Origin of the sequence: Pseudomonas sp. NPDC087612 (genome assembly GCF_044743505.1) — a bacterium.
In the GTDB taxonomy this organism is placed as follows: domain Bacteria; phylum Pseudomonadota; class Gammaproteobacteria; order Pseudomonadales; family Pseudomonadaceae; genus Aquipseudomonas.
In genome coordinates this window covers 633,895-655,176 of sequence record NZ_JBIUWO010000001.1, presented here as the reverse complement: position 1 = coordinate 655,176, position 21,282 = coordinate 633,895, and the positions used below count along the sequence as shown (strand labels likewise).

Sequence of the window (21,282 nt, the reverse complement as noted above, 5' to 3'; positions counted from 1 at the left end):
ATGGGTGCTCTGACGAAAGCTGAGATGGCCGAACGGCTGTACGAGGAGCTGGGCCTGAACAAGCGCGAGGCCAAGGAATTGGTCGAGCTGTTCTTTGAGGAAATCAGGCACGCTCTTGAAGACAACGAGCAGGTCAAATTGTCCGGATTCGGCAATTTCGACCTGCGCGACAAGCGCCAGCGGCCGGGCCGCAACCCCAAGACCGGGGAAGAAATCCCGATCACGGCGCGTCGGGTCGTCACCTTTCGTCCAGGGCAGAAGTTGAAAGCCCGAGTTGAGGCCTATGCTGGAACCAAGTCATAACGACGAGCTTCCGCCGATTCCAGGCAAACGCTACTTCACCATTGGTGAAGTGAGCGAGCTTTGCGCGGTAAAACCGCACGTGCTCCGCTACTGGGAGCAGGAATTCCCGCAACTCAACCCGGTAAAGCGCCGCGGCAACCGGCGGTATTATCAGCGCCAGGACGTGCTGATGATCCGCCAGATCCGCGCGCTGCTCTACGACCAAGGCTTCACCATCGGCGGGGCGCGTTTGCGCCTCTCTGGCGACGAAGCCAAGGACGACACCACCCAGTACAAGCAACTGATCCGGCAAATGATTGCCGAGTTGGAAGACGTGTTGGTGGTGCTGAAGAAGTAACCCCTACCGGGCCCGGAATTTTGGAAAAAATGCTTCCATAATTCAAAAGGTTAGGGTACATTCTTCAACGTTCTCAGCAACCAGGGGAACATGCTTCAAGCCCAGTCGGGGCGTAGCGCAGCCCGGTAGCGCACTTGCATGGGGTGCAAGGGGTCGAGTGTTCGAATCACTCCGTCCCGACCATTATTTAACGAAGAAGCCCAGTCGGTGACGACTGGGCTTTTTTGTTTTTGTAGTTTAAGGTAGGCACGTGTGGCACAAGGCTACCCCTGTTTAGCTTGTGGTGTATTGCGAAAGAGTTCTGAGTGTGGCTCGAGTATTGATATCGAAAACTTTGCTATTTGGTGTGAAAAATAAAGGTTTACGCTGGCAATTGACTTGCTAATTTTCAATTTTCTTTGTTTCGGTAATTGGTGTTTAGAATTAAATTGTTGCCTTGGGCGGGGTTGCTATTCGCAATGAGAAAGTATGTGGGTGCGCGCTAGTCAGTTATCAGTATCGCCAGTTCGAGTGGCACAGGTAATAAGATTAAAACGGGCGAGGTCTAGGTTTGCCCTTGCCAGATTTCAGACCCTCTAGGATGGAAGGCTATGACGACGAATTTTCTCATTGACCCTGAGTTCGACCTTTATCGTGCTCACATTCAAAAGCAGTTGCGGGAAGGTAAGACTTGGGCGGATCTTCGAGTGCAGGTCGAGCAAGCTTCCGATGCCTTGGACGCTTGGCTCGTTTCTCAGGAGATGTTCTCCTCATGGCCAAGCCTTGGTCCCACATTGCAAGAGCGTCGTGCCAAATGGATTGCGTTGTTAGATGCAAAGCAAGATGCCGAGTCAAGGATGACGCTCGCGAAACGGCCACTCGTAGTCGTCGGTCGCGAGGAGACTGAACCCAATATCAAGGTGGCTGAAGATGAGCATTCGTCATGGCAGCTGTATAGCGCTCATCTAGAAAGACAGGGGTGGGACAAAGAAGAGGACATTACCCCGATTGAGGAGTCGTCTCTCAAAATTTTGAAACGGCTGAAAAAGAAGACGGAAGGTACGGGGCCAGTACGTGGGATGGTGGTCGGTCATGTTCAGTCGGGAAAGACAGCGAGTATTGCGGGATTGTCTGCCATGGCTGCTGATCATGGATGGAATCTAGTGATTGTTCTGAGCGGAACGTTGGAGAACCTACGCCGACAAACACTCCGTCGACTAGTCAAAGATTTGAATCACTCTGGCAACATTCATTGGGAGCCGCTTGATCAACCCTCAGGTGACAGCCCTCATGGCCACCGGGCGCAAGACAAGCATTTTAGAGCGGGAAGCACGTCCCGCTATCTTGTTGTTTGTCTAAAAAATCCAACTCGTCTTGAAAACCTTTATGGCTGGATTACGAAAGACGTAGCCTCGTTGAGACAAATGCGCATTCTCATCATTGATGACGAGGCGGATCAGGCAAGTATCAATACCGCAGCTAGTGAACAGGTCCGGACCACCATCAACCAGGCAATCATCAGATTGACGAAAGTTGAGGCGCTTGCCGTTAATTATGTGGGCTACACAGCAACGCCAGCAGCCAATTTTCTTAATGAGGGGCCAGGCGAGGGGTTGTATCCCGAGAGCTTCATCCTCTCTCTGCAGCAGTCGGATAAACATTTTGGCCCGCCGCAGATCTTCGGGGCCGCTGATCGCGGTATCGAACCGTTAGGAGTAATTAGCCCGGTTTCAACCAGCGATTTGGGCGGGATCACAGATCTACATGACAACCACTTGGAGAACATTCCGGGTAGCCTAATGGATGCGCTGCGTTGGTTCGTATGTGCTGCGGCAGCATTTCGCGTTTATGGGATAGCTAAGCCTGTCAGCATGCTTGTGCATACTAGCCAGCGGCAGCAGCATCACCAAAATGTAGCCGACGCTGTGAGCAGAATGCTTGTTGAGGCTAGCAATAACAAGGAAAGTTTCCTTGCAGCATGCCAGAAAACCTGGAACGAGCAGAGCGCGAAACTCGGTAGGGACGATTTCAAGGATCGATTCTCTACCTATGGTTGGATGGACAGCTTGCGTGACTATCCAGCGTTCGATGCGTTGGTCCCGCACATTGAAGATTTACTTGCGAGAGTATCCGCTATTCCGCTCAATGAAGAAGGGACGATGACCTACCATCGAGGTCTCCACATTTGTATCGACAATTGCGCAAATAATGGCATAAGCAATGAAAACGAAGTGCGGCGGTTATTTTACCCCGACCCAGATTTAGATGACTATCCAGATTTCGCCGCAGCCTTCATCGTGGTTGGTGGGAGCACACTCGCGCGAGGGCTCACGATTGAGAACCTAGTTAGCACCTTTTTTCTCCGTGCAACGGTGCTCGGAGATTCTTTGATGCAAATGGGGCGTTGGTTCGGCTACCGGAAGGGTTACGAACTTATCCCTAGAATTTGGATGCCAGAACAAACTAGGGCCAAGTTCGAGTTCTTGACGCTGGCTGAGGAAGACCTGCGTGACGACCTCAAACGATTCATGGATGGGGGCGCCGACCCCTCTGAGTTCGGGCCAAGAGTACGGACTCATCCCCGGGCATCATGGTTGCGCCCTACCGCTCGAAATCGCATGGTCCAGGCTCAGGGGGCAGAATATGACTTCTCTGCGGTCAACCGGCAGACAACGATCTTTCATGCGGGAGAGGAAAGTGCCTCAATTCATCTGCACAATAGATCTATTGCAACGGAATTTTTGGAGAATATTGAAAAGGGGCCTGTAGCTGCTCTACAGAGAAGCGCTCTTGTATGGCGGGGCGTGGCCTTCGATGCCGTTGCAAAACTTCTGAGCGATCTGAAGTTTCATCCGAACGCACAGTTTTTTTCAGACATCGGGCCGTTTCTTCAGTGGTATCAGCGGCAGGCCGTCGCTGTAGGCTATGAGAAATGGAATGTTGTTGCTGCAGGCACGTCATCCGGCTCGGGGAGAGTATGGCGTATCAATGACAGATCTGTTGGGCTTGTAACCCGCAGTCGCGTTATTGCTGCGAGTCGTGATGATGCTGTTTCCATTGGTGTACTTCGGGATCCATTGGATCTTCTGGCGGATATCGGCAAGGAGTTCCAAGTACCCAAGCAGCCGAGCAATGAAGCGATCTCCGCACTGCGTGCCAGTGCAGAATTGCAAAGCACTCCTCAGTTGCTTTTGTATCTGATTGATAAGGGCAGTCAAGCAAGCGATTCACAGTTGCGTAAACCGGAGGAAGAGAGGTTAAGGGCGTCGCTTGATGCGGAAGAGGACATCCTTGGCGTCAGCATCTTACTTCCTGGTGCGAGGAGTGTCGGACGATCCTATGCGACGCATCTTACCGTGCGCATTCCGCCGGTACTGGCTGACGAAAATGATGATGCTCCTGGTACCGGGGTTGGAGAGAATAGGTGAGATACTTTCCATTGCCCTTGGGATTCATGCAAGAGTCTGGCAGCGCATTGCTACGGGCTATGCAAAATGAGTCAATGATTCCACTTGACCTACTTATCAGAGAAGCTGTCCAGAACAGTCTTGATGCTGCATTGGGTGTTCCCGGCAGCGAAGTATCTGTCGATATCGCTATTCGCGAGCATACGACCGATGTGATTGCTGAACTTCTGGGGTTCGGCATCGACAAGGAAGTGCTTTTTCGCCTCTTTCCAATAGGTGGCCAGTTGCTAGAGATTCGCGACAAGGACACAGAGGGGTTGACGGGGCCGGTCGGGATAGAAGACGTCGGTCGTGGCGAGCCTCGGGGAAACCTACTAAAACTCGTGTATGAGGTAGGCAAACCTCGGGGCGACGGAGCATCTGGTGGCTCTTGGGGGTTAGGCAAGACATGCTATTTCCGGGTAGGCGTAGGACTGGTCTTTTACTACTCGCGGATCTATCTGGACAACCGTTATGAAGAAAGGTTGGTTGCCTGCCTTGTTGAGAACGAGACTGATGAGGACCGGCTCCAGCGAGACTCGGCGACGGGCATTGCTTGGTGGGGCGGGGCCAAAGGCGCCCCCATCACCGACTCTACGAAAATTGCAGAGCTACTGGGGTCAATCGGTGTTCAGCCACTTAAGGGGGGGGATACTGGTACAGTTATTGTTATTCCGTTCCTGAGAACAGACCTTATTCCTCTTCCAAATGAAGCAGCTCCTGAAGACCCCGATGAAAGCGCATGTTGGGAGCCTCTGCCATGGTGGTTCCAAAACTACACGTCTTATGTGCGCATAGCGCTGCAGCGCTGGTTCTGCGCTAGGATCGACAACCCCCGGTTTCGAGGAGGGCCAGCACTTTCAGTTAGCGTCAATGGCCAGCGCTTGCAGAGCACGCGGATGCAACCGGTATATCAAGTGTTGCAAGCCCTCTACAATCGACTGGATAGCGGTACTTCGCCGAGGGGCGACGACTATCTCGATAAGTGCGGCATCGACGTGACGAGCATCCTTAATAAATCCATAGATTTAAATGGAGTTTTCCGAGCGGGTACAAGCGCTGGTCGGATCACAGCGGTGCGCCTTACCGCCGAACAACTTAAGATGACCGCCCCTGACAACGCTCCCGATCCCTATCGCAGCATTTTAAACCCGCAAGAGCAGCCTCAACGGAGTCGGCCGCTGGTGGCCTTCATGCGAGGCCCCGGAATGGTGATTCGCTGGGACAACAGCGCTGACCCGAAGGGTTGGGGCGGTGGCGCATTGGTGGATGCGGGCGATAGCTTTCTTGTCGGGCTATTCGTCCCAGAAAAGAATCGTGAGTTGAAGCAGGCCATCCGTGACAAGTTGCGATCTGCAGACCACACACTAGAAGCCTATCTGCGTGCATGCGAGAGAGCAGACCACCATCAATGGGTAGATCATGCAGGCCTCACGATTGTCAGTAGAATTCGCAGTAAAGTAGGTAATGCTATCGTAGCATTTAATGCTCCAATAGCTGCGAGGCCTCAAGGCATTTCTCTGCGAGCGGCCCGCAATCTTGCAGATAGATTGCTTCCTGCTGGGTTTGGCCAAGATGGACGGATACCACCAGCCCCACCTGGCATGCCCGAGCCAGGCGATCCACATCAGCGTCGACAAGGGGGGCAGCATAAGCTTCCGGATCTCGAAGTAACCGATGTGCAATATGGTAAAGGCGAAATGCGCGTTTGCTGGCAATTGTACTGGGGGAAGGGGCAGGCCAGCAGGCAGATAGTGCTTAGTGTGGACTCAGAGTCTAGGAAGATAAGTTATAAAAAGTGGGTTGAGGAGGGGCTTGGGCCCTTCCCGCTACGTATTGGGAACGCTACGGTTACAGGGCCCTTCTCGCCGTATATCACAATCGGTCTCGAGGTTGATGGGCTGCTACTAGTTCTGAAACAAGGGTGGTCAGGCATAGATGGTGCCACCGTCCACGGTGAATTGGCCGTCCGGATGCCCGAATCACTTGCTGGTAATTTGCGGCCGGTTCTGCATGCGGCGGTACTAGAGGTGACGGGAGGGGCGGTATGAAACAGCACCAAATTCCGCCCCATCCAGTACTGACTCTAGAACATATTCAGCAGTTAGAATTTGATCCAGTGATCACTATCACCTCATCAAGGGGGAGTCCCGGGGCTCGAGGGCAATGGGGGGGGCAGTTTACGCTGGGCCACGACTCCGATTGGGATCCTGTTAGAGACGAGCTGGAAGTAATTTGCCATATCGAGGATTTGCCGAACGTCTGGTTGCTTTTCGGACCTGCTGGGGTGGCTCCGAAGTCTTCGACATTGGCCTTGGCTCTAGAGTGGGTTTCCTCCGACTCTGGCTGGCGCACGCTCGGAGAGCCGGTAATGCTTCGCTTACCAAACAGCTCCGACGAGGCAGTGCCTGCGCACCTTACATTGGAATTACCGGCCAATACCGCTCGAGGAACTGGCACACTTTCGCTGCAGCTCTTCTTAAGCGATGCGGGAACTCCTGATGAGGAGGAAAAAGGTCTGGCAAGAATTCCAGGGTTCCGGTTTGGATTATTGGGCCCTGAGACCCGTCTTATCATAGATGGGGACGGCTCATTGTTTCCAGTTATAGAGGAAGAACTTGGCGTCAACGAACCGCTCTGGAGGTTCACACACGACTGGTCTGATCCAGGAGAAGATGAGTTTTCTACAACGTGGTTGTCTCTTTCCCTGAATAACAAGCATCCTGACTTTCCTTTGTTGCGCGAAAAGAACTCTGAAGTATGGACGCCGCTATTTTGCCAAGTCATGGCATCTTGGCTTGCCACGTTTCTATTGGAGCTGCAGGCCGACCTAGGTGTGGACTTCAGTGCGATTGCACTTGGTAGATCTATGGCTGCGGAGCGGGGGAGTATTGTGGATGCTGCGGCCTCAATGGTAAAGCGCGGCAACCTTAACTGCTCTTCACCTGGAGAACTGATCAGATCAATTCAGGCATGGGTCGATACAATCGCTCGTACACCTCGGGAGGTGCAATGAACTGGGCGAAACTCACTCGCAATGTTGCGAGCCGGAAGTTTGAGGAAATGAAGGAGGAAGATGCATTTCTGCCCGGAACTTTAGCCGCTGATTATCCAAGTCTAAGGGCTGCGATTTGCGATTCTCTCCCGCTTTTTGTAAGTAGTGATCTTGAGGCTGGTGTCTATGATATTCAGGTCGGGCTTACTCTTTATAAGCATTTGAGCGAGTATGGGTTCGGTGTGCGTCAAGCTGCTGATGATGGAATATGGCGCTACCTGTCCATAGTTGTTTTTCCGGACTATGTTAGATCTAGGTGGGAAAAATCCCAACAAGAAGCACGGTTCTGGCGAGATCGCAGTCGCATTTGGCTGCGCGCACTTTGGTGGTTTGTCCATCTTTCATGGCAGGGCGATGAATCTTCGACTCGCACCAGCACCTTTGGAATGTCGACTGATGACGTCGTGCAGATAGTCGAGCGGCCTGGGCGCCGGGGTTTTCGTGTGGATCTCTATCGCGCAATGGTCAGTGCCGCAGGAGCGAGGCCTCCAGGGCAACGCAAGATACGACAGTTGATGAAGCTCAATACTGCCATGTCAGTGATGATGGAGCCCTCGGTGTTTGGTGGGGGTGTTTCCAGTTACGTGCAGGCACTGTATCAGCAGATCGACCAGACTAAGTAAGGCTTAGGTTCGGAATAGAATGAATGTAGTACAAGAGATTCTTGAAGCTTTTGCCAATGTTTGGGACGGTGCAATGCTGCCGGTCAAGTCCGGACAAATAGGCACTGAGGCGTGGGTTTTCCGAGAGGACGGACGTTTTGGTGTCGCTGTGCCTATAGCAGCTGCTATGCATATGTTGGAGTTTTTCTCGGGCGCAAAACTTGGTACGGTGGAACGCGAGGTAAACGGTCATTTACGAACGCTGCTTCGGTTGGATTCAGACTGTGAAGCGTTGCGTAATGAATTCGCAGTTGTTTGTGCCCAGTTTTTAGACCCCGGTACCGATGGAAAGGATAGAATTGCTTTGACGATGAATCCGCTTGCATGGTGGAACCGTTGGCGGCAATTGTTGGGAAATGCAAATCGAAATCACCAAGCATATAGTACTCTTGGCGAGTTGCTCGTTCTTGAGCGTCTTCGGAATCAGGGGATCGATGCTAAATGGTTAGGCCCTCTGCGAAGCACTGTGGACATCGAGGCGGCCGGCGCATCGTACGAAGTGAAGTCGACGTTGAGCAGGTATGCATCGGTGGTCCATGTTGCAGGACAGTTTCAGCTGAACAGCTCTGCGAATGTCCCATTGCAGCTGATACACCAACGGTTTGAGCCATCGACCGTAGGGGAGTCGATCGATTCAGTAAGCCGGCGGCTCGTCGATGGTGGAATGCTTAGTGAGGTATTGGAGGAATTACTTGCCCGAGATGGCCTTTATGCTGGCGGGGCCGCTCGTGCGGAAACGTATCGTCTGCTGGAGTCGACTGTTTATTCAGTGGACGACAATTTTCCGAGGATCACTCCCTCAAGCTTCCTGGCGGGAGTGGTCCCGACCGGTATTGTGTCCATCGAATACGATGTAGATCTTTCAGCGCTGCAAGGGTATCCATTCTGAGTAATGATCACATTTGTAGCGAATACTCCTCAAGCAAAGGCACCGCCATCGGCGGTTTAAATGAGCACGGCGCAAGGTTAGAACTTTGACGTACCGCTCTGGAACGGCTGGATTACGCCTGCTGAGTCTTGATCTGGAGCCACTACGAGGTGCTTGTCAGGGCGAGTTGAGAGGAGAAGTCAGGCCAAGAGACATATTTTTGATTACAATCCCTGATCGCATCCGGCAGCCAGAGCATGGCTGCCTCTCCCGCACGTGTTCCACATTCCCAGATTTCGATGACGCGCCATCCACGTTGAAGCAAGTCATTTCGGTTTCTGAGATCCCGTGCAGCATTCTGATCAAATTTCAGACGCCAGAAAGCTTCTCGAGTTTTAGGGGTCGTAGCATACCTACAGCCGGGGTGACGGTGCCAAAAGCATCCTTGAACGAAAATACATACTCTGAAACGAGGCAACACCAAATCAGGTTTACCTGGTAAATTTCGCTGATGCAGGCGATACCTAAATCCGAGCCGATGCAGTAACCTCCGGACCCTCATTTCTGGTGAGGTGTTGCTGCTCCGAATGCTAGCCATCATGCGAGATCTGACTTCCTTACTGACTATGTCCATGACTGAACCACAGATGAATTTGCCCTTAGGGCAAAACAAAGCTTTCGAAAGTACCGTGACGCTTCCAAAGCCTATCCAGATTGTCGATCTCTTTGCCGGTCCAGGAGGGCTAGGTGAGGGCTTTGCCTCTTCGGGCGGAGGAACGCGATTCGAGATCGTGGTTTCGGCTGAAATGGATCCTATCGCCAGAGAGACTCTCAGGTTGAGGGCGTTTTTCCGACTTCTCAAGCATCAGAACCCCACACGACTGGTCGATTACTACAATTTTTGTAACGGGCGGGCAGATATCCCCTACTCAGAAGCAAGTGAAGCACAATGGTGGGAGGCGGATGCTGAGGCCCGTTGCATTACGCTTGGATCTACAGAGGGTGACACAGAGCTGGATGAGATTCTTGATGCTCGGCTCGATGAGACTCGCCCTTGGGTGCTCATCGGCGGCCCGCCGTGTCAGGCGTATTCGATTGTCGGTCGGGCGCGTAACCAAGCCAAGGCAGACTACAGTGCTGAAAATGATCATCGCCATTTCCTCTACAAGGAATACCTAAGGATCATCAAAGAAAGAAAGCCGACAGTCTTCGTGATGGAGAACGTCAAAGGAATACTCTCTTCGAAGGTGGGGGGTGAAAGTATTTTCTCCCAGATTCTGCAGGATCTCACCGATCCGAACAAAGCGCTTGGCGACCAGGAACCGGGCGTCCGATATCGCATTTGCTCGTTGGTCACGGGTCAGTCTTTCGGACCCGGAGAGAATGTCGATGAGGTAGATCCGCGCGGGTTCATTATCAAGGCGGAGGATCATGGTATCCCTCAAGCTAGGCATCGCGTGATTCTGCTTGGAATAGCCTTGGATGAAGAAGGAAACATTCCGAATCACGGCTGGATTCCAGGAGTCCAAGACCAGGTGAGTGTGAAGCAGGTCCTTGATGAACTTCCCAAGCTGCGTAGTCGCTTGACCAAGCAGGTTGACGGTAATGAAGCTTGGTATGCGGAGGTTGCCAATCAGCTTGACGACTTGAGAAGCGAGGTCGATAGCCGTACCGAGCCCAAGCTCGCGTACGAGATGGATATCATCCGCAGCGGTCTATTGTCTGCACCTATTCATGTAGGTGCGCTCCGTGTGCCCCGTCGGAAGGGGGATGGTGCCACTGGCCATTTGGATCTAGATAAGTGGTATCGCGATGACAACCTAGAGTACTGGTTGAATCATGATGCACGCGGCCATATGCCATCGGACTTGCGCCGGTACATGTTTGCGAGCGTTTACGCTCGAGCTTACAAGACATCGCCCAAAGGTCATCAGCAGTTCTCGCTTTCTGGGTTGGCGCCAGCCCACAAGAATTGGGAAAGTGGAAAATTCAGCGATCGTTTCAGGGTCCAACTGGAGCACCTTCCCGCCACGACAATTACCAGTCACATCTCCAAGGATGGGCACTATTTCATCCATTACGACCCGAAGCAGTGTCGTAGCCTGACCGTTCGTGAGGCTGCCCGGCTCCAGACGTTCCCCGACAACTATTTCTTCCAAGGAAATAGGACTCAGCAATTCCATCAGGTAGGAAACGCGGTTCCTCCCCTGTTAGCACACAAGATTGCTTCGGTGGTGCATGCTGTGATTTGCGAAAAGACCTTGGGGGTAGATGGCTATCAACGTGCAAAAGTCGATGTAGGTGCAGCACTCCCCTAGCAAGGCGATAGGCATGCTGAAGCTAGAATTCCACCGGTGCTTCAGATGCTTCAAGCACACCTGCTGCGGAGATTCGCAATCTGCAGCAGGTAAGTCATCGTTCAAGAATGTGCTGTGGGTGAGCGCATGTTGGCTGCCGCTATTGCTGACCATACGCGGTCTGTTCCAGGTTTGATTGAATTGGGGTCTGCTCACGACCCAACGAATATCTTTTCGAAGGATTGGTGAAGTCTTCAGAATTCCCCGATTCCATGTAGTCCATTTCCGAATCATACTCCCGCCTGCCTCAAGCCATTGCGGTGCTTCCACTAGCGCTCTAGTCTCCCCCAGTCGTTGCCAATTCAACGACCGGTTTTGACAGGCCGATTAGCAAGTACCCTTTCGGCAGGCTTTATGGTGGCTGTACGTGGGGCACATTCGTGTGCGCCGGGTTTTCTTGCTCTCGGTCTGTCAACCCGCGTATAGCTGCCATCTTTCTGTTTGACAGCAGGTATGGGGCGGCTCCACCAGCAAGGAGATTCGCCATGTTAAAAATCGTCCCCGACCCCTCAACCCGAACCAATCCCTCTAAGACATCCTCGCCCAAATCTACGAATACCTGGTCTGTGCCATGACCGTGGCACAGCAGACTGTCCTGCTTCATTCCAGCTCTCCAGGCCAGGTCCTGACTTTGTCCACCCTGCATGAAATCGACAACACCCCCGCTTTGGTTGAGGTGGCGTTGAGTAAGGTTCAGTTGCGGGATTGACCTGGCGCCAGTAACAGCGAGGTTCCGTGGTCGGGTGCAGGGGATTGGTCTGAGATAGGCGAGCACTTTGTGCTCGCTCACGGATGAATCCGCGCCTACAGAATTTGATGGTAGTCGCCCTTGAAATGTTTCGGGTCGAATCAGGTCACGGTGCGACGTTTGTGCTGGAGCAGGTATCGGTCATGATGGGCTGTGCGCACCACCTGACGTTGCAGCCGGCCTTGAGCAGGACGGTACGTCGGCGTGGGCAGCGCATTATCTGGTGGGGATGGCCAAGGCGCTGGTTGAGGATGTGGCCCATGCCATGATCGTTGAGTCGGGGGGGGCGGATAGGGCGCTGGTTGATCTTGCGAGTAGCACACTGCGCAGTCTTGTGGTCAGTAAGAGGGGCTGCATCAGGCACGGAAATCGTTGGGGATCTTCGTGCCTGATGGAGCACTTAGCCAAAGGCTCAATTACAGGTGAAAGTCGCCCGCAGCCTCCGGCTGGTAAAGCACTTTCCTGATCCCGATCCGGCGGGTCCGGTCAGAAACTCGCCAGTCGATGGCGTCCCCCTCCTGATAGCCGAGGATGGCGGCGCCGATGTCGGAGCACACGGAGTACTTTCCGGCGCTGCTGTCGGCGTCTTCAGGGTAGACCAGGGCCACTTCGATCTCTTCGTCGTCCAGCTGCAGCAAGGCCCTGGAGTTCATTGTGACGACATTGCGCGCCACCTGCTGCGGCTTGACGACAATGGCTCGCTCAAGCTCATGTTCGAGCTCAACAACGGCCGGGCCTTGCTCGAGCGCGATCAGGCTCTCGAGCCTGGCCTTGTCGATTTCGGTGATGTAGATCTCAGTGGAATCGGCCACGGCACCTTCGCGCAAGAACTGCAGATAGCGCGCCGCGGTCATGGAAAATGACTTCAATGTCGGCGTTTCGCTTTCAAGCAGAAAACCGCTGCGCACAAAGGCTTTCAGCGAACGGGTGTTGTCGGGGTGGATCTTGGCGATGAGCTTCTCGGCGCGCATGTCGAGGAAGGCCAGTTTCATGCCTTCGCGGATTGTGCGCGCGCCAAGGTTTCGGCCCCATTTGTCGCTGTCTCCGATGACCAGGACGATCTCGCAATTAGGGCCGGTCTTGATCAGGCGGACAAAGCCCACCGGGGCGTCATGCCGGTCGTAGGCCATGAAGAATCGGCCGCCCCGGTTGAATAGATGGGTCAGGATCGGCAATTGAGTTCGATCGATAACTTGCTCGATGGAGCGGGAGACATGACGCGAATCGCTCAAGTAGCAGGTAACGCGCTCATCTTCCAACCAATCCATGAGCGTCAGTGCGTGTGCCCGAGTAATTTCCGGGCACAGCGAAATGAAAGGCTTGTTCATCTTCACCACAGTTATTTGGAAAGAATGAAAGCCCTTCATGGCTATGGCCATGACGGTTCTTTCGGCAACCGGCCATTTTATGGCAAAACGCTAGTGAATGGCGAATAGCCTGCGCACTCTGGCAGGCTTTTGCCGTTCTTTTCGATGATCTTGCCGATGAACATCCGCCCCTCAAATTCTTCAGAATTTCCTGATTCCATGTAGTCCATTTCCCAATCATACTCGCACCGCCTTTAAGCCATTGCAGTGGTTCCTTTGGCGCTCTAGTCTCCGCCAGTCGTTGCCAATTCAACGACCGGTTTTGACAGACCGAATTCAAAGTGAATCCGCATGTGCACGCGTTATGGCGGCTGTACGTGGGGCACCTTCGTGTGCGCCGGGTTTTCCTTTGCTTTGCCGGTCTGTCAACCCACGTATGGCTGCCACCTTTTGTTTGACAGCAAATGTGTGGCGGCTCCGTAAAGCAAAGGAGTTCGTAATGTTAAAAATCGTCCCCGACCCACCTCACCACCCCAACCAATCCCTCGAAGACCTCCTGGTCCAGACCTCCGAATACCTGGTCCGCGCCCAGACCATCGCCCGACAATCCGTCCTGCTCCATCCCAAAGCTCCCGACCAGGTCCTCACCTTGGCGACCCTGCATGAAATCGAACACGCCTGGGCTCTGGTCGAAGTGGCCTTGAGCAAGGTGCAGTCACGCCACTGAGTTGCCAATAAGCAGACGCCCGCGTTGCTGACGAAATCCCTTGGCAACGCGGGCTAGCGATTTCAGCAGGAGGACCTGTCAATGGATGAGGATTTGAAAGCAGCCAGCACCTATAAGACCGCTGGCATCGCGGCCTTCGGTGAAGGCGAAAGTGGGCATTCCACACAAAGGCTGTTCCGCGTCGAGCCCGGCCACAGTGCGGCGTTCGCTCTGGAGCAGTCGTCGCTGCTGATGGGCTGCGTAAACCGGCTGACCCTGCAAGCCGGCATCGAGCACGATCCCAAGCTGACCTGGGCGGCGCATTACCTTAGCGGCATGGCCAAAGCCCTGGTGGAGGATGTGGCTCACGCCATGCTGGACCGGCCGCAATGACGCAGCCGTTGAATCAGCGCTCGCCGAAGAGTCCGAGGCGATGACTGCGGGCGGGCAGCGCGGGCTAGTCCTGCGCCTCGTCTTCAAGCAAACGCAGCACCAGCGGCTCGATATCCAAAGTGCCTTTATGGTTAGCATCCAGCAACTCCAGGTTCAACACCCAGTGCTTTTTCCCACGGCTGACTAGCTGAATCACCCCGAGATCCTCAAGGATCGCAGCCAAGCGGCTCGACTCAGGCACCCGCGGTTGCCGGTTGATTGCCTGGTAGTAAGCGGTGCCGATGCCTTCTTCGCTGGTGCCGGCCGGCACGCCGTCGGCACTGTTGGCCAGGGGGAATTGCCCGCGACCGAACTGCTGCCACAGGTAGTTGAGGGTGTCGTTGATTACCGGCAGCGGGTAACGGGTGATACTCGTGCCGCGGGCTTCGAAGCCCTGGTCGGTCAAGCGATAGAGAAAAGCCTTGCGCTGTTTGGGCGTCCAGCCTTCAGTCCAGCCGACCGTTGGTGCGATCATCGCGCTCTGGCTGGTAGCCTTTGGCTGCGAATTCGTTACCGTACCGCCGCCCAGGTCGTAGCCGATCATGAACAACGCCGCTTCCAGGCGTCGCAACGGGCTGCTGCCTGTACCGTCGTCCTGGTTGAAGCCGCTGTGCTTTGCATTGTCATGGGCAAGTACCGCCGCCAGTATCTGGCTGGCGCGGATGTTCCACTGCGCGTGCAGCGTACCGCCCTGCAGCGGCGGGAACTGCAAGTTGCCCTGGGACGGATCGCGCTGTTTGGATATGCCCTTGTTCGGCCTGGCCGACGCCCAGGGGAAGGCCAGCTCGGGCGGAACCTGGGTAAGTTCAGGCTCGACCTGCTTGCAAAATTTCACCACCGCCCAGCCCAGCGCGGCAGCAACGCGGCTGTCGTAAATCACCAACTGCTTGCAGATCAGCGAGTAGACCTTGGTCATGCCGGCATTGAGGCGCAGCTCGGGGTCAAGCAGCAGTTGATGATTCAGAGCACCGCTGTCGATTGCGTCGCGAGTGTGGATCAACAGCTGGGCCAAGCCCTCGGCATTGTTGGTCAGCCAACTGACGTTACCGTTTTGTACGCCACCCCAGATCATCACATCAATGGCTGCGCGGCTGGCCGCGAGGTCTTCAGGCGCGGGCGCCAGGGCGCGTTGCAGTTGCTGCTCAAGCGCCGTCAGTGCGCGGGTGTTACTGGTGATGTCGCTGCCCTTGTCGATGTCCAGGTGCACAATCGCCGGGTGCGGCCAGTGGTAGGTTTCATAGGCGTTGAACAGGCTGCTGCAGTGCCAGGGCTCGCCACTCATGCGGTTCTGGTAGCCGTGGGCGAGGGTGGCGTTGTCCAGGTTGGCGCTCATCCATGCAATGAAGGCATCGAGCAGGGGCTGGGCCATGGCGGTTTCCTTGTAGGGCGGCTTGAGCGTGCGAGGGGCGGGATTTTGGGCTAATCGGTTGATAGTGGCAATGTAGTATTATCGGCAGAGACTCGTACAAGGAAGCCGACGATTGAAGTTCACTAGCAATATCGTGCCGCTGATAAAAGAACAGCTGCAAAACGACAAGGTTGATCTGAAGATTTTCTCGCCGTACCTGACCGGTTCGGCCGCGCTGGAAATTGCCCAGCTGGGTAAAAGCGCCAAGGTTTATACGGTGGTCAATGTGCAGGTGCTTGCCTCTGGCGCCTCCAGTTACAGTGCCATCAAAGCCCTTCTGAAGAAAAAGATCCCGGTTTACTACCTGCCCAATCTTCACGCGAAGATGGTCGTTGCCAAGGACCGCTTTGTGACCTTGGGCAGCCAGAATTTTACCGAGCGGGGTGCGAGTGCGAATTTTGAGACCAACGTTCGCGTTCGTGGGGTCAGTAAGGGCGTTGAAGCATTAGTGGCGAAGATGGAGCGCAAGGCCACTTTGTTGACGTCGGGCTTTTTGGAGTCGGTTAACAATGCTGCGAAGGCGCTGGCTGGCAAATACGATGCGTTGCGCAAGCAGGCCGAAGAACTGGATCGCGACTTGATTGCTGCTGAAAAATCGCGCGCAAGTGCGCAACGCGGCGAACGGGCAATCGATGCCGAGGTTCGCTCGGAACTAGCCAAACGGCCGCAGTCCAATCCCCGCAAGTGCAGCATCGTTTCTCGCTTTGATGAGAAATACGCACGTCTTCAACACTCATTGAAAGGCGAAGAGTTGCTGACCTGGCCTATCGGCAAGAAAACCCACGACCTCAAACCCCAGCATCGCTATTTGTGTATCTCCGGTGCCGGCAAGCTTGGCTGGGTCAGGGTGAACAAGACCGTGTATTCGTTCATCGAGAATCGGATCGGCGTTGACAAAGGTCAAATCAAGGGTCAGGCGCAGTGGGGGGTGGCAATTGATGCGAGCGACAAAGCCTGCAAGGCCAGGAAGGGCGATTACAACTTGCGCGTGGCCGTGATCGATCGCGAGGATAAAGAGCTGTGCCATGTGTTTATGCGCTACAACACCGAAGACCTTGATGTTTATCCTGCCGTGATGCTCCGCAATTCAGGTAAACCCAAGGCGCCTGCCGATGAACGACGCAAGGCGGTCGAGTGGATCGATGCCAACACCGAAAGCTTCGCGCGGGACATCAAACGGCTGATCACCACGCCGTTCAAATTCGAGGAAAACCTGACGGGCGAGAGGGCGGATAAGTTCTTTGGCGCGGAGGGTACATCGCACACTTTGTGCCTGGTCAAACTGCGCTCCAACGTTGCGTTGCGGGTGCTTGAGCCCGAGGAAGTACCGGCTGGGTAGGGCAAAGTATGTTTATCTCACGCTCTGCAGGACTATTCCTACATATCATTGTTTTTCTTCTGGTTTTTGAAAAGTAGGACGACATACCTGGCAAAAATACACTTCTGAAACGTTGATTTTTAGCTGCTAAAACTAGGCCGCTCAAGCGCCTGCAACCTTCGGGTTTGCAGGCGCTTTCACGTTTCAGGAGACCCCATGAACGACTCAAGGATGAGCGGGCTTGGCGCGAGCCCGTCGCAGTACTTTGCGCGCCAGCGGATTGAAAGCCTGGTTAATGTGCCGAGGTTGTTTGCAGCGATTGACGCCGATCCTGGGATTGTCGGGGCAGGGGTGGTGTACATCGATGCGGACTACAACGTGGTGACGTTGCGGGAGTTTCGGCCGATTTGTAGTGTGTTGCCCAAGCGGGTGGTGTTGCAGGAGGTGAAGCGGTATTTGACGCCTGAGCAGTATGTGCAGGAGCTTCAGTTGAGTACCAGGCTTTCCCGATTTTTCGAGGAGGCACGCGCCGCGACCTTAGCCTGCGGGAGTGTCGTCCTTAGCGTGCAGGTAATTTTTTCCGGCGGATTGATCGTGCCTTTTACGGGGGGCACCGGCCTTGTGATTTCAGCGGCAGGCTTGGTGTCTACGGGAGCTGGGATTGCCCAGTGTGGGATCGGCGTAATCAGAACGACCAACGAGGTTTTCAGTCCCGAAAAAAATGATCTTATGAATGAGGCAGGGTGGTATCAATTGCTCATGCCTTTGCTTGATGCACTGTCTTTGTTAGGGATAGCCGGCTCTGCTCTCAACACTTGGCGATTCCTTCAGGTGCGAAAAGCGGCAACGGGCAGTAGTTGGCTTGATCTCTTCAATTCGCTGACTCGTCAGCAGCGGAAAAATCTGATGTCCGAAGTGCTGTCGATCAAGCATCCCTCATTGACGGCCAAACAAATTAAGCTGCGTCAAAAACTTGGGGAACTTCCGAAGCGTTACACGGCAACCGAGATGAGCCGTGCCACCACAGCATTGATCAAGGACGCATTGGGAGCGACTCTCGGATTGGCTAGTAACGATACCGTTAAAAGCTTGGCACTGAGTCTTACTGAGGAAACCGAGTCATGATCAGCATTTCGCAATGGAGGGAATTTGTAGGCCGCTATTTCCCGCGGCTGATAGCCGTAATCTTGATGACTACCGCTTCCTTCTCATTTACCACTTTGAATGTAACCTATACCTTCTTCCATAATCACCCCTATGAAAATGAATACGCTGTCGGCTCTGTAGTGGCTGCCGCATTTTTGCTGTCCTTTGGCAGCTACATACTTATCCGGGGACGGGTATGGGGCGTCTGGGTGATCGTTGGAATTCTATTGGCTTGTCTTCTCGCCGTGATTTCAACTCTTGAGAGAACGCCTCATAAGCTATTTGCCATCTTTTCTCTATTGGTTCCTCTGTCGGCGCTACTTTTAATCAATAGCCGGAAATTTCGTCAGATGTGCAAGCGTGTGGTGGTCATACGCAGGATGCGTAATCGCTGTGCGGCGGGCGGTGGTAACAAATGAATGACGAGGCAAGCAGAGCTGACCGTATCGCGGGGCAAGCCCGCTCTCACCATAGCCGGTGGCAGATGGGCTCTTTAAACGACATGCTCCTACCTGCAGTCGTTGTTCGGATGAAACGATATTATCCGTGCTTCGCAGCCGGTTTGTTCCTAACACTTTTCGCCATGACTTTTGCGACGGTACATGTTCTTGGTGTTTATACACATGATCTTGAGTTGTTGCTGTTAGCAGTCTTGATAGCCACATTTGTGTTAAATGCAGGTCATTTTATGTTGCTACGCGGTTTTACCAACGCTGTCTGGCTCACCGTCACATTTGTTGTGATTAGCTTGCTGGCAACGCTATCGACATACGGACCCTCCACCCATCGGGTGTTTTTCACTGTTTCGTTAGTCACTTCATTGTTAGCCCTGCTCACGATCAACAGCCGCCGCTACCGGATGATGTGCAAACGTCTGGTGGTGATACGTAAGCAGCGTAAAAAGTGGCGTCCGCTGAGATGAGCATTCTTCTGCGGTTTTCACAGCTGATGAGGTTGCGGCAGAGGGAGAACCGATGAAGGGACGAATACGTTCAGCAGGTCTGGCAAGGAGAACGAGCCAGTGCTAGATCTAGCGCAATTGCCGGCTTTTATACGTCGATACTACCCCGTGCTATGGACCGGATTTTTCCTGGCCGTTATATCCTTCACCGCTGCGTTCATCCGCTTGGGAGAGACCTATTTCGCAGGTGATCCCAATCGGCCGATCTACATCGTTATCATGCTCATTTTAGGCTCATCCACCCTCGGCATCGGCCAATTCGCTGTAATACGCGGCTACTCATCCGGAAACCGTGCAGTAGTCGGGCTGTTGCTCGTTTGTCTGATTGCAGGCGTGCTGACCTATCCCTTTGCTCACGATGCACTCCTGGCAGTGGCTTCTGTAATTGCCCCCTTGTTGGCGCTGTTGGCGTATAACAGCCGCCGTTATCGAGAGATGAGCAAAACCCTGTCGGATATCCGGCGCAATCACTTCAAGCCTGTGTCTGGCAAACGATAAAATCGAACCCTCACCCTCAAAGGTTCACGGATGAATCACCAAGAACAAATCAACGCCTGCCTGCGCCGCAATTTCCCGCTGCTGACCTTGAGCTGGTTGCTGTCAGTTGCTTCCCTCATGAGCCTGATGCTGGTGATTAACGGCGCACACTCTCTGAGCGCCATGAGTTCATCCGACATTCTGCGCGGCGTGAAGAACGGTGTGGTTATCCCGACCCTGCTGCACCTCTTGCTGGTGTGGGGGAGCGCGCGGTTGATCTGGTGGTTGGTGGCACTGCTGGTGTGTTGCTTGCTGGTCGCTTTGGGGATGTATGCCCAGCGTCCACCTGGGCTGGTTTATTACCTGGCGCTTTTCTGTCCCCTGGCTGGTCTGCTGGTATTCAACAGCCAGGGCTATCGGCGGGTATATGCAAGGTTCGTCGAGATCAGCAAGGCTCCGCGAGCCAAGCGCTTGCCGGGGCAGCCTGTGGATGTGCTGCGGTATCCGGGGATGGCGGCGTTCTTGGGGCGTTACATGGGCCGCTCCTGCGCCGCGTTTTTCTTGACCATGGCCTCTATTGCGCTGGCAACGGTGCAGCTGGAGTACGCCTACTTTGCCGGGCATCTCGAGAACATGGGGTATGTGCTGATTGTGACTTTGCTCGGGGCGGCGGTGTGTGGCGTAGGCGCTGGTCTGATCGCTAACGGTTATGCCTGGGGGGTATGGTGTCTCGTTGCGGTTGCGGTGACGAGTCTGCTGATGGCCATCGCCAGTTTGGGAGGCGGTATCCATCTGTTTTTTTCCGCGACGTCGATTGCACTGCCTTCGGTGGCGCTGGTTTTGTTGAACAGTCATCACCATCGGCAGTTTTGTAAGCGTTTTGCGGTGCTGCGGCGGTTGCGGTTGCGTAAGGCTGGTAAGTGATCTGGCGGCCTTATCGCGGGGCAAGCCCGCTCCCACTGTAATAGCATGTGTGCCAGTTCTGATTCTCCGTCATCACGAAAAGGACGCCACTCCTCATGGACCCTCTTTACCTGATCGCCCTCGGCGCCATGGTCGCCGGCTTTGTCCAGGGCCTGTCGGGATTTGCCTTCGGCATGGTCGCGATGTCGTTCTGGGCCTGGAGCCTGGAGCCGCAGGTGGCGGCGGTGTTGACGGTGTTCGGTGGGCTGACCGGGCAGTTGATTGCGGCGTTCAGCATGCGCCGGGGCTTTCGCTGGGGATTGTTGTGGCCGTTTGTGCTGGGCGGGCTGGCGGGCATTCCCATGGGGGTGTGGGTGTTGCCTTACCTGGATATGCTCTGGTTCAAGGCGGTGTTCGGCACCTTGCTGGTGCTCTGGTGCCCGTTGATGTTGGCCGCACCGCGCTTGCCGCGGTTGCGCGGCGGGCGTCTGGCAGACGGGGTGGTGGGGATGGCGGGCGGGGCGCTGGGCGGCATCGGTGGTTTTACCGGTACGGTACCGACGCTGTGGTGCACGCTGCGCGGCTTTGATCGCGACGCGCAGCGAGCGGTAATCCAGAACTTCAATCTGTCGATGTTGATGGTGACCATGCTCACGTACCTGGGCACTGGCCTGGTGACCTCGTCGATGCTGCCGATGTTCGCGGTGGTGGCGCCGGCGATGCTGCTGCCGACGCTGATCGGTACGCGGGTGTACATCGGCATCAGCGAGGTGACCTTCCGCCGGGTGGTGCTGGGCCTGTTGACCCTGTCCGGGGTGGCGATGCTGGTAGCGGCCGTGCCCGGGTTGCTGGCGCGCCACGTGCTCTGA

At 54.7% G+C, this 21,282-nt stretch carries 22 protein-coding genes and 1 tRNA gene; 19 read left to right on the top strand and 4 right to left on the bottom strand.

Translation table 11 applies throughout. The features are described 5' to 3' along the window. From ihfA to ACIOVF_RS02850, 8 genes are all read left to right on the top strand, one after another. The gene (ihfA, locus tag ACIOVF_RS02885) at positions 1-303 is read left to right on the top strand and encodes an integration host factor subunit alpha (protein WP_002553164.1); all 303 of its coding nucleotides are present in this window, start codon (positions 1-3) and stop codon (positions 301-303) included. Beyond that, the gene (locus tag ACIOVF_RS02880) at positions 284-640 is read left to right on the top strand and encodes a MerR family transcriptional regulator (RefSeq protein WP_038994582.1); all 357 of its coding nucleotides are present in this window, start codon (positions 284-286) and stop codon (positions 638-640) included. Before ihfA ends, ACIOVF_RS02880 begins: the two co-directional genes overlap by 20 nt. A gap of 106 nt (positions 641-746) precedes the next feature. Further along, positions 747-823, top strand: a tRNA-Pro gene (locus ACIOVF_RS02875). 407 nt (positions 824-1,230) lie between these two features. After that, positions 1,231-4,047: a Z1 domain-containing protein gene (locus ACIOVF_RS02870; protein ID WP_401287349.1), complete on the top strand. Its 2,817-nt coding sequence runs from the start codon at positions 1,231-1,233 to the stop codon at positions 4,045-4,047. A 74-nt stretch (positions 4,048-4,121) separates the two neighbouring features. Further along, complete coding sequence (locus ACIOVF_RS02865) at positions 4,122-6,116, top strand: hypothetical protein (RefSeq protein ID WP_401287346.1); 1,995 nt, start codon at positions 4,122-4,124, stop codon at positions 6,114-6,116. Further along, positions 6,113-7,081: a hypothetical protein gene (locus tag ACIOVF_RS02860; protein WP_401287344.1), complete on the top strand. Its 969-nt coding sequence runs from the start codon at positions 6,113-6,115 to the stop codon at positions 7,079-7,081. The genes ACIOVF_RS02865 and ACIOVF_RS02860 overlap by 4 nt, the downstream gene beginning before the upstream one ends. Continuing rightward, on the top strand, positions 7,078-7,743 hold the full coding sequence (locus tag ACIOVF_RS02855) for a DUF6339 family protein (RefSeq protein WP_401287341.1): 666 nt from the start codon (positions 7,078-7,080) through the stop codon (positions 7,741-7,743). The genes ACIOVF_RS02860 and ACIOVF_RS02855 overlap by 4 nt, the downstream gene beginning before the upstream one ends. Before the next feature lie 19 nt (positions 7,744-7,762). After that, entirely contained in the window at positions 7,763-8,671 is a 909-nt protein-coding gene (locus ACIOVF_RS02850) for a PD-(D/E)XK motif protein (protein WP_401287338.1), read from the top strand. A gap of 142 nt (positions 8,672-8,813) precedes the next feature. Here ACIOVF_RS02850 and ACIOVF_RS02845 read toward each other — a convergent pair whose 3' ends face one another. Then, the gene (locus ACIOVF_RS02845; RefSeq protein WP_401287603.1) at positions 8,814-9,248 is read right to left on the bottom strand and encodes a very short patch repair endonuclease; all 435 of its coding nucleotides are present in this window, start codon (positions 9,246-9,248) and stop codon (positions 8,814-8,816) included. A gap of 34 nt (positions 9,249-9,282) precedes the next feature. On the opposite strand from ACIOVF_RS02845, the gene ACIOVF_RS02840 reads away from it, so the two are divergent. Both ACIOVF_RS02840 and ACIOVF_RS02835 read left to right on the top strand, forming a co-directional pair. Continuing rightward, positions 9,283-10,968 (top strand): DNA cytosine methyltransferase, encoded by a 1,686-nt coding sequence (locus ACIOVF_RS02840; protein WP_401287335.1) that lies wholly within the window; start codon positions 9,283-9,285, stop codon positions 10,966-10,968. Positions 10,969-11,855: 887 nt separating this feature from the next. Beyond that, positions 11,856-12,221, top strand: a complete 366-nt coding sequence (locus tag ACIOVF_RS02835) for a DUF3077 domain-containing protein (RefSeq protein ID WP_401287600.1) — start codon at positions 11,856-11,858, stop codon at positions 12,219-12,221. Here the strand turns inward: ACIOVF_RS02835 and ACIOVF_RS02830 are convergent. Together ACIOVF_RS02830 and ACIOVF_RS02825 are read right to left on the bottom strand one after the other, a co-directional pair. Further along, on the bottom strand, positions 12,172-13,134 hold the full coding sequence (locus tag ACIOVF_RS02830) for a bifunctional GNAT family N-acetyltransferase/nucleoside diphosphate kinase regulator (protein ID WP_258702740.1): 963 nt from the start codon (positions 13,132-13,134) through the stop codon (positions 12,172-12,174). The two genes, ACIOVF_RS02835 and ACIOVF_RS02830, sit on opposite strands and share 50 nt — an antisense overlap. A gap of 26 nt (positions 13,135-13,160) precedes the next feature. Further along, positions 13,161-13,292 (bottom strand): hypothetical protein, encoded by a 132-nt coding sequence (locus ACIOVF_RS02825; protein ID WP_401287332.1) that lies wholly within the window; start codon positions 13,290-13,292, stop codon positions 13,161-13,163. Positions 13,293-13,561: 269 nt separating this feature from the next. Here ACIOVF_RS02825 and ACIOVF_RS02820 point away from each other — a divergent pair, with 269 nt between their 5' ends. Further along, positions 13,562-13,789, top strand: coding sequence for a hypothetical protein (locus ACIOVF_RS02820; RefSeq protein ID WP_401287329.1), 228 nt, complete (start codon positions 13,562-13,564; stop codon positions 13,787-13,789). Positions 13,790-13,870: 81 nt separating this feature from the next. Further along, positions 13,871-14,161, top strand: coding sequence for a DUF3077 domain-containing protein (locus tag ACIOVF_RS02815; protein ID WP_213603860.1), 291 nt, complete (start codon positions 13,871-13,873; stop codon positions 14,159-14,161). Positions 14,162-14,225: 64 nt separating this feature from the next. On the opposite strand, the gene ACIOVF_RS02810 is transcribed toward ACIOVF_RS02815, so the two are convergent. Then, complete coding sequence (locus ACIOVF_RS02810; RefSeq protein ID WP_401287326.1) at positions 14,226-15,569, bottom strand: hypothetical protein; 1,344 nt, start codon at positions 15,567-15,569, stop codon at positions 14,226-14,228. Positions 15,570-15,681: 112 nt separating this feature from the next. Between ACIOVF_RS02810 and ACIOVF_RS02805 the strand changes: the two genes are divergently transcribed. The 7 genes from ACIOVF_RS02805 to ACIOVF_RS02775 all read left to right on the top strand — a co-directional run bounded on the left by ACIOVF_RS02805 (position 15,682) and on the right by ACIOVF_RS02775 (position 21,282). Further along, positions 15,682-16,947, top strand: a complete 1,266-nt coding sequence (locus tag ACIOVF_RS02805) for a phosphatidylserine/phosphatidylglycerophosphate/cardiolipin synthase family protein (RefSeq protein WP_401287324.1) — start codon at positions 15,682-15,684, stop codon at positions 16,945-16,947. Positions 16,948-17,142: 195 nt separating this feature from the next. Beyond that, entirely contained in the window at positions 17,143-18,051 is a 909-nt protein-coding gene (locus ACIOVF_RS02800; RefSeq protein ID WP_401287321.1) for an NAD synthetase, read from the top strand. Further along, positions 18,048-18,491: a hypothetical protein gene (locus ACIOVF_RS02795; RefSeq protein ID WP_401287318.1), complete on the top strand. Its 444-nt coding sequence runs from the start codon at positions 18,048-18,050 to the stop codon at positions 18,489-18,491. Before ACIOVF_RS02800 ends, ACIOVF_RS02795 begins: the two co-directional genes overlap by 4 nt. Beyond that, positions 18,488-18,994 (top strand): hypothetical protein, encoded by a 507-nt coding sequence (locus tag ACIOVF_RS02790; RefSeq protein WP_401287315.1) that lies wholly within the window; start codon positions 18,488-18,490, stop codon positions 18,992-18,994. Before ACIOVF_RS02795 ends, ACIOVF_RS02790 begins: the two co-directional genes overlap by 4 nt. 99 nt (positions 18,995-19,093) lie before the next feature. Further along, positions 19,094-19,531: a hypothetical protein gene (locus tag ACIOVF_RS02785; protein WP_401287312.1), complete on the top strand. Its 438-nt coding sequence runs from the start codon at positions 19,094-19,096 to the stop codon at positions 19,529-19,531. A 30-nt stretch (positions 19,532-19,561) separates the two neighbouring features. Next, positions 19,562-20,434 (top strand): hypothetical protein, encoded by an 873-nt coding sequence (locus ACIOVF_RS02780; RefSeq protein WP_401287310.1) that lies wholly within the window; start codon positions 19,562-19,564, stop codon positions 20,432-20,434. 95 nt (positions 20,435-20,529) lie between these two features. After that, positions 20,530-21,282, top strand: coding sequence for a sulfite exporter TauE/SafE family protein (locus ACIOVF_RS02775; RefSeq protein ID WP_401287307.1), 753 nt, complete (start codon positions 20,530-20,532; stop codon positions 21,280-21,282).

Excerpts from the sequence above, each read along its gene's own strand:
- ACIOVF_RS02840 (WP_401287335.1), top strand. The coding sequence starts at position 9,283 with ATGACTGAACCACAGATGAATTTGCCCTTAGGGCAAAACAAAGCTTTC.
- ACIOVF_RS02855 (WP_401287341.1), top strand. The coding sequence starts at position 7,078 with ATGAACTGGGCGAAACTCACTCGCAATGTTGCGAGCCGGAAGTTTGAG.
- ACIOVF_RS02870 (WP_401287349.1), top strand. The coding sequence starts at position 1,231 with ATGACGACGAATTTTCTCATTGACCCTGAGTTCGACCTTTATCGTGCT.
- ACIOVF_RS02880 (WP_038994582.1), top strand. The coding sequence starts at position 284 with ATGCTGGAACCAAGTCATAACGACGAGCTTCCGCCGATTCCAGGCAAA.
- ACIOVF_RS02845 (WP_401287603.1), bottom strand. The coding sequence starts at position 9,248 with ATGGCTAGCATTCGGAGCAGCAACACCTCACCAGAAATGAGGGTCCGG.
- ACIOVF_RS02860 (WP_401287344.1), top strand. The coding sequence starts at position 6,113 with ATGAAACAGCACCAAATTCCGCCCCATCCAGTACTGACTCTAGAACAT.
- ACIOVF_RS02810 (WP_401287326.1), bottom strand. The coding sequence starts at position 15,569 with ATGGCCCAGCCCCTGCTCGATGCCTTCATTGCATGGATGAGCGCCAAC.
- ACIOVF_RS02830 (WP_258702740.1), bottom strand. The coding sequence starts at position 13,134 with ATGGCCATAGCCATGAAGGGCTTTCATTCTTTCCAAATAACTGTGGTG.
- ACIOVF_RS02820 (WP_401287329.1), top strand. The coding sequence starts at position 13,562 with ATGTTAAAAATCGTCCCCGACCCACCTCACCACCCCAACCAATCCCTC.
- ACIOVF_RS02800 (WP_401287321.1), top strand. The coding sequence starts at position 17,143 with ATGAACGACTCAAGGATGAGCGGGCTTGGCGCGAGCCCGTCGCAGTAC.
- ACIOVF_RS02775 (WP_401287307.1), top strand. The coding sequence starts at position 20,530 with ATGGACCCTCTTTACCTGATCGCCCTCGGCGCCATGGTCGCCGGCTTT.
- ACIOVF_RS02790 (WP_401287315.1), top strand. The coding sequence starts at position 18,488 with ATGAATGACGAGGCAAGCAGAGCTGACCGTATCGCGGGGCAAGCCCGC.
- ACIOVF_RS02780 (WP_401287310.1), top strand. The coding sequence starts at position 19,562 with ATGAATCACCAAGAACAAATCAACGCCTGCCTGCGCCGCAATTTCCCG.
- ACIOVF_RS02850 (WP_401287338.1), top strand. The coding sequence starts at position 7,763 with ATGAATGTAGTACAAGAGATTCTTGAAGCTTTTGCCAATGTTTGGGAC.
- ihfA (WP_002553164.1), top strand. The coding sequence starts at position 1 with ATGGGTGCTCTGACGAAAGCTGAGATGGCCGAACGGCTGTACGAGGAG.
- ACIOVF_RS02825 (WP_401287332.1), bottom strand. The coding sequence starts at position 13,292 with ATGGACTACATGGAATCAGGAAATTCTGAAGAATTTGAGGGGCGGATG.
- ACIOVF_RS02795 (WP_401287318.1), top strand. The coding sequence starts at position 18,048 with ATGATCAGCATTTCGCAATGGAGGGAATTTGTAGGCCGCTATTTCCCG.
- ACIOVF_RS02815 (WP_213603860.1), top strand. The coding sequence starts at position 13,871 with ATGGATGAGGATTTGAAAGCAGCCAGCACCTATAAGACCGCTGGCATC.
- ACIOVF_RS02865 (WP_401287346.1), top strand. The coding sequence starts at position 4,122 with ATGATTCCACTTGACCTACTTATCAGAGAAGCTGTCCAGAACAGTCTT.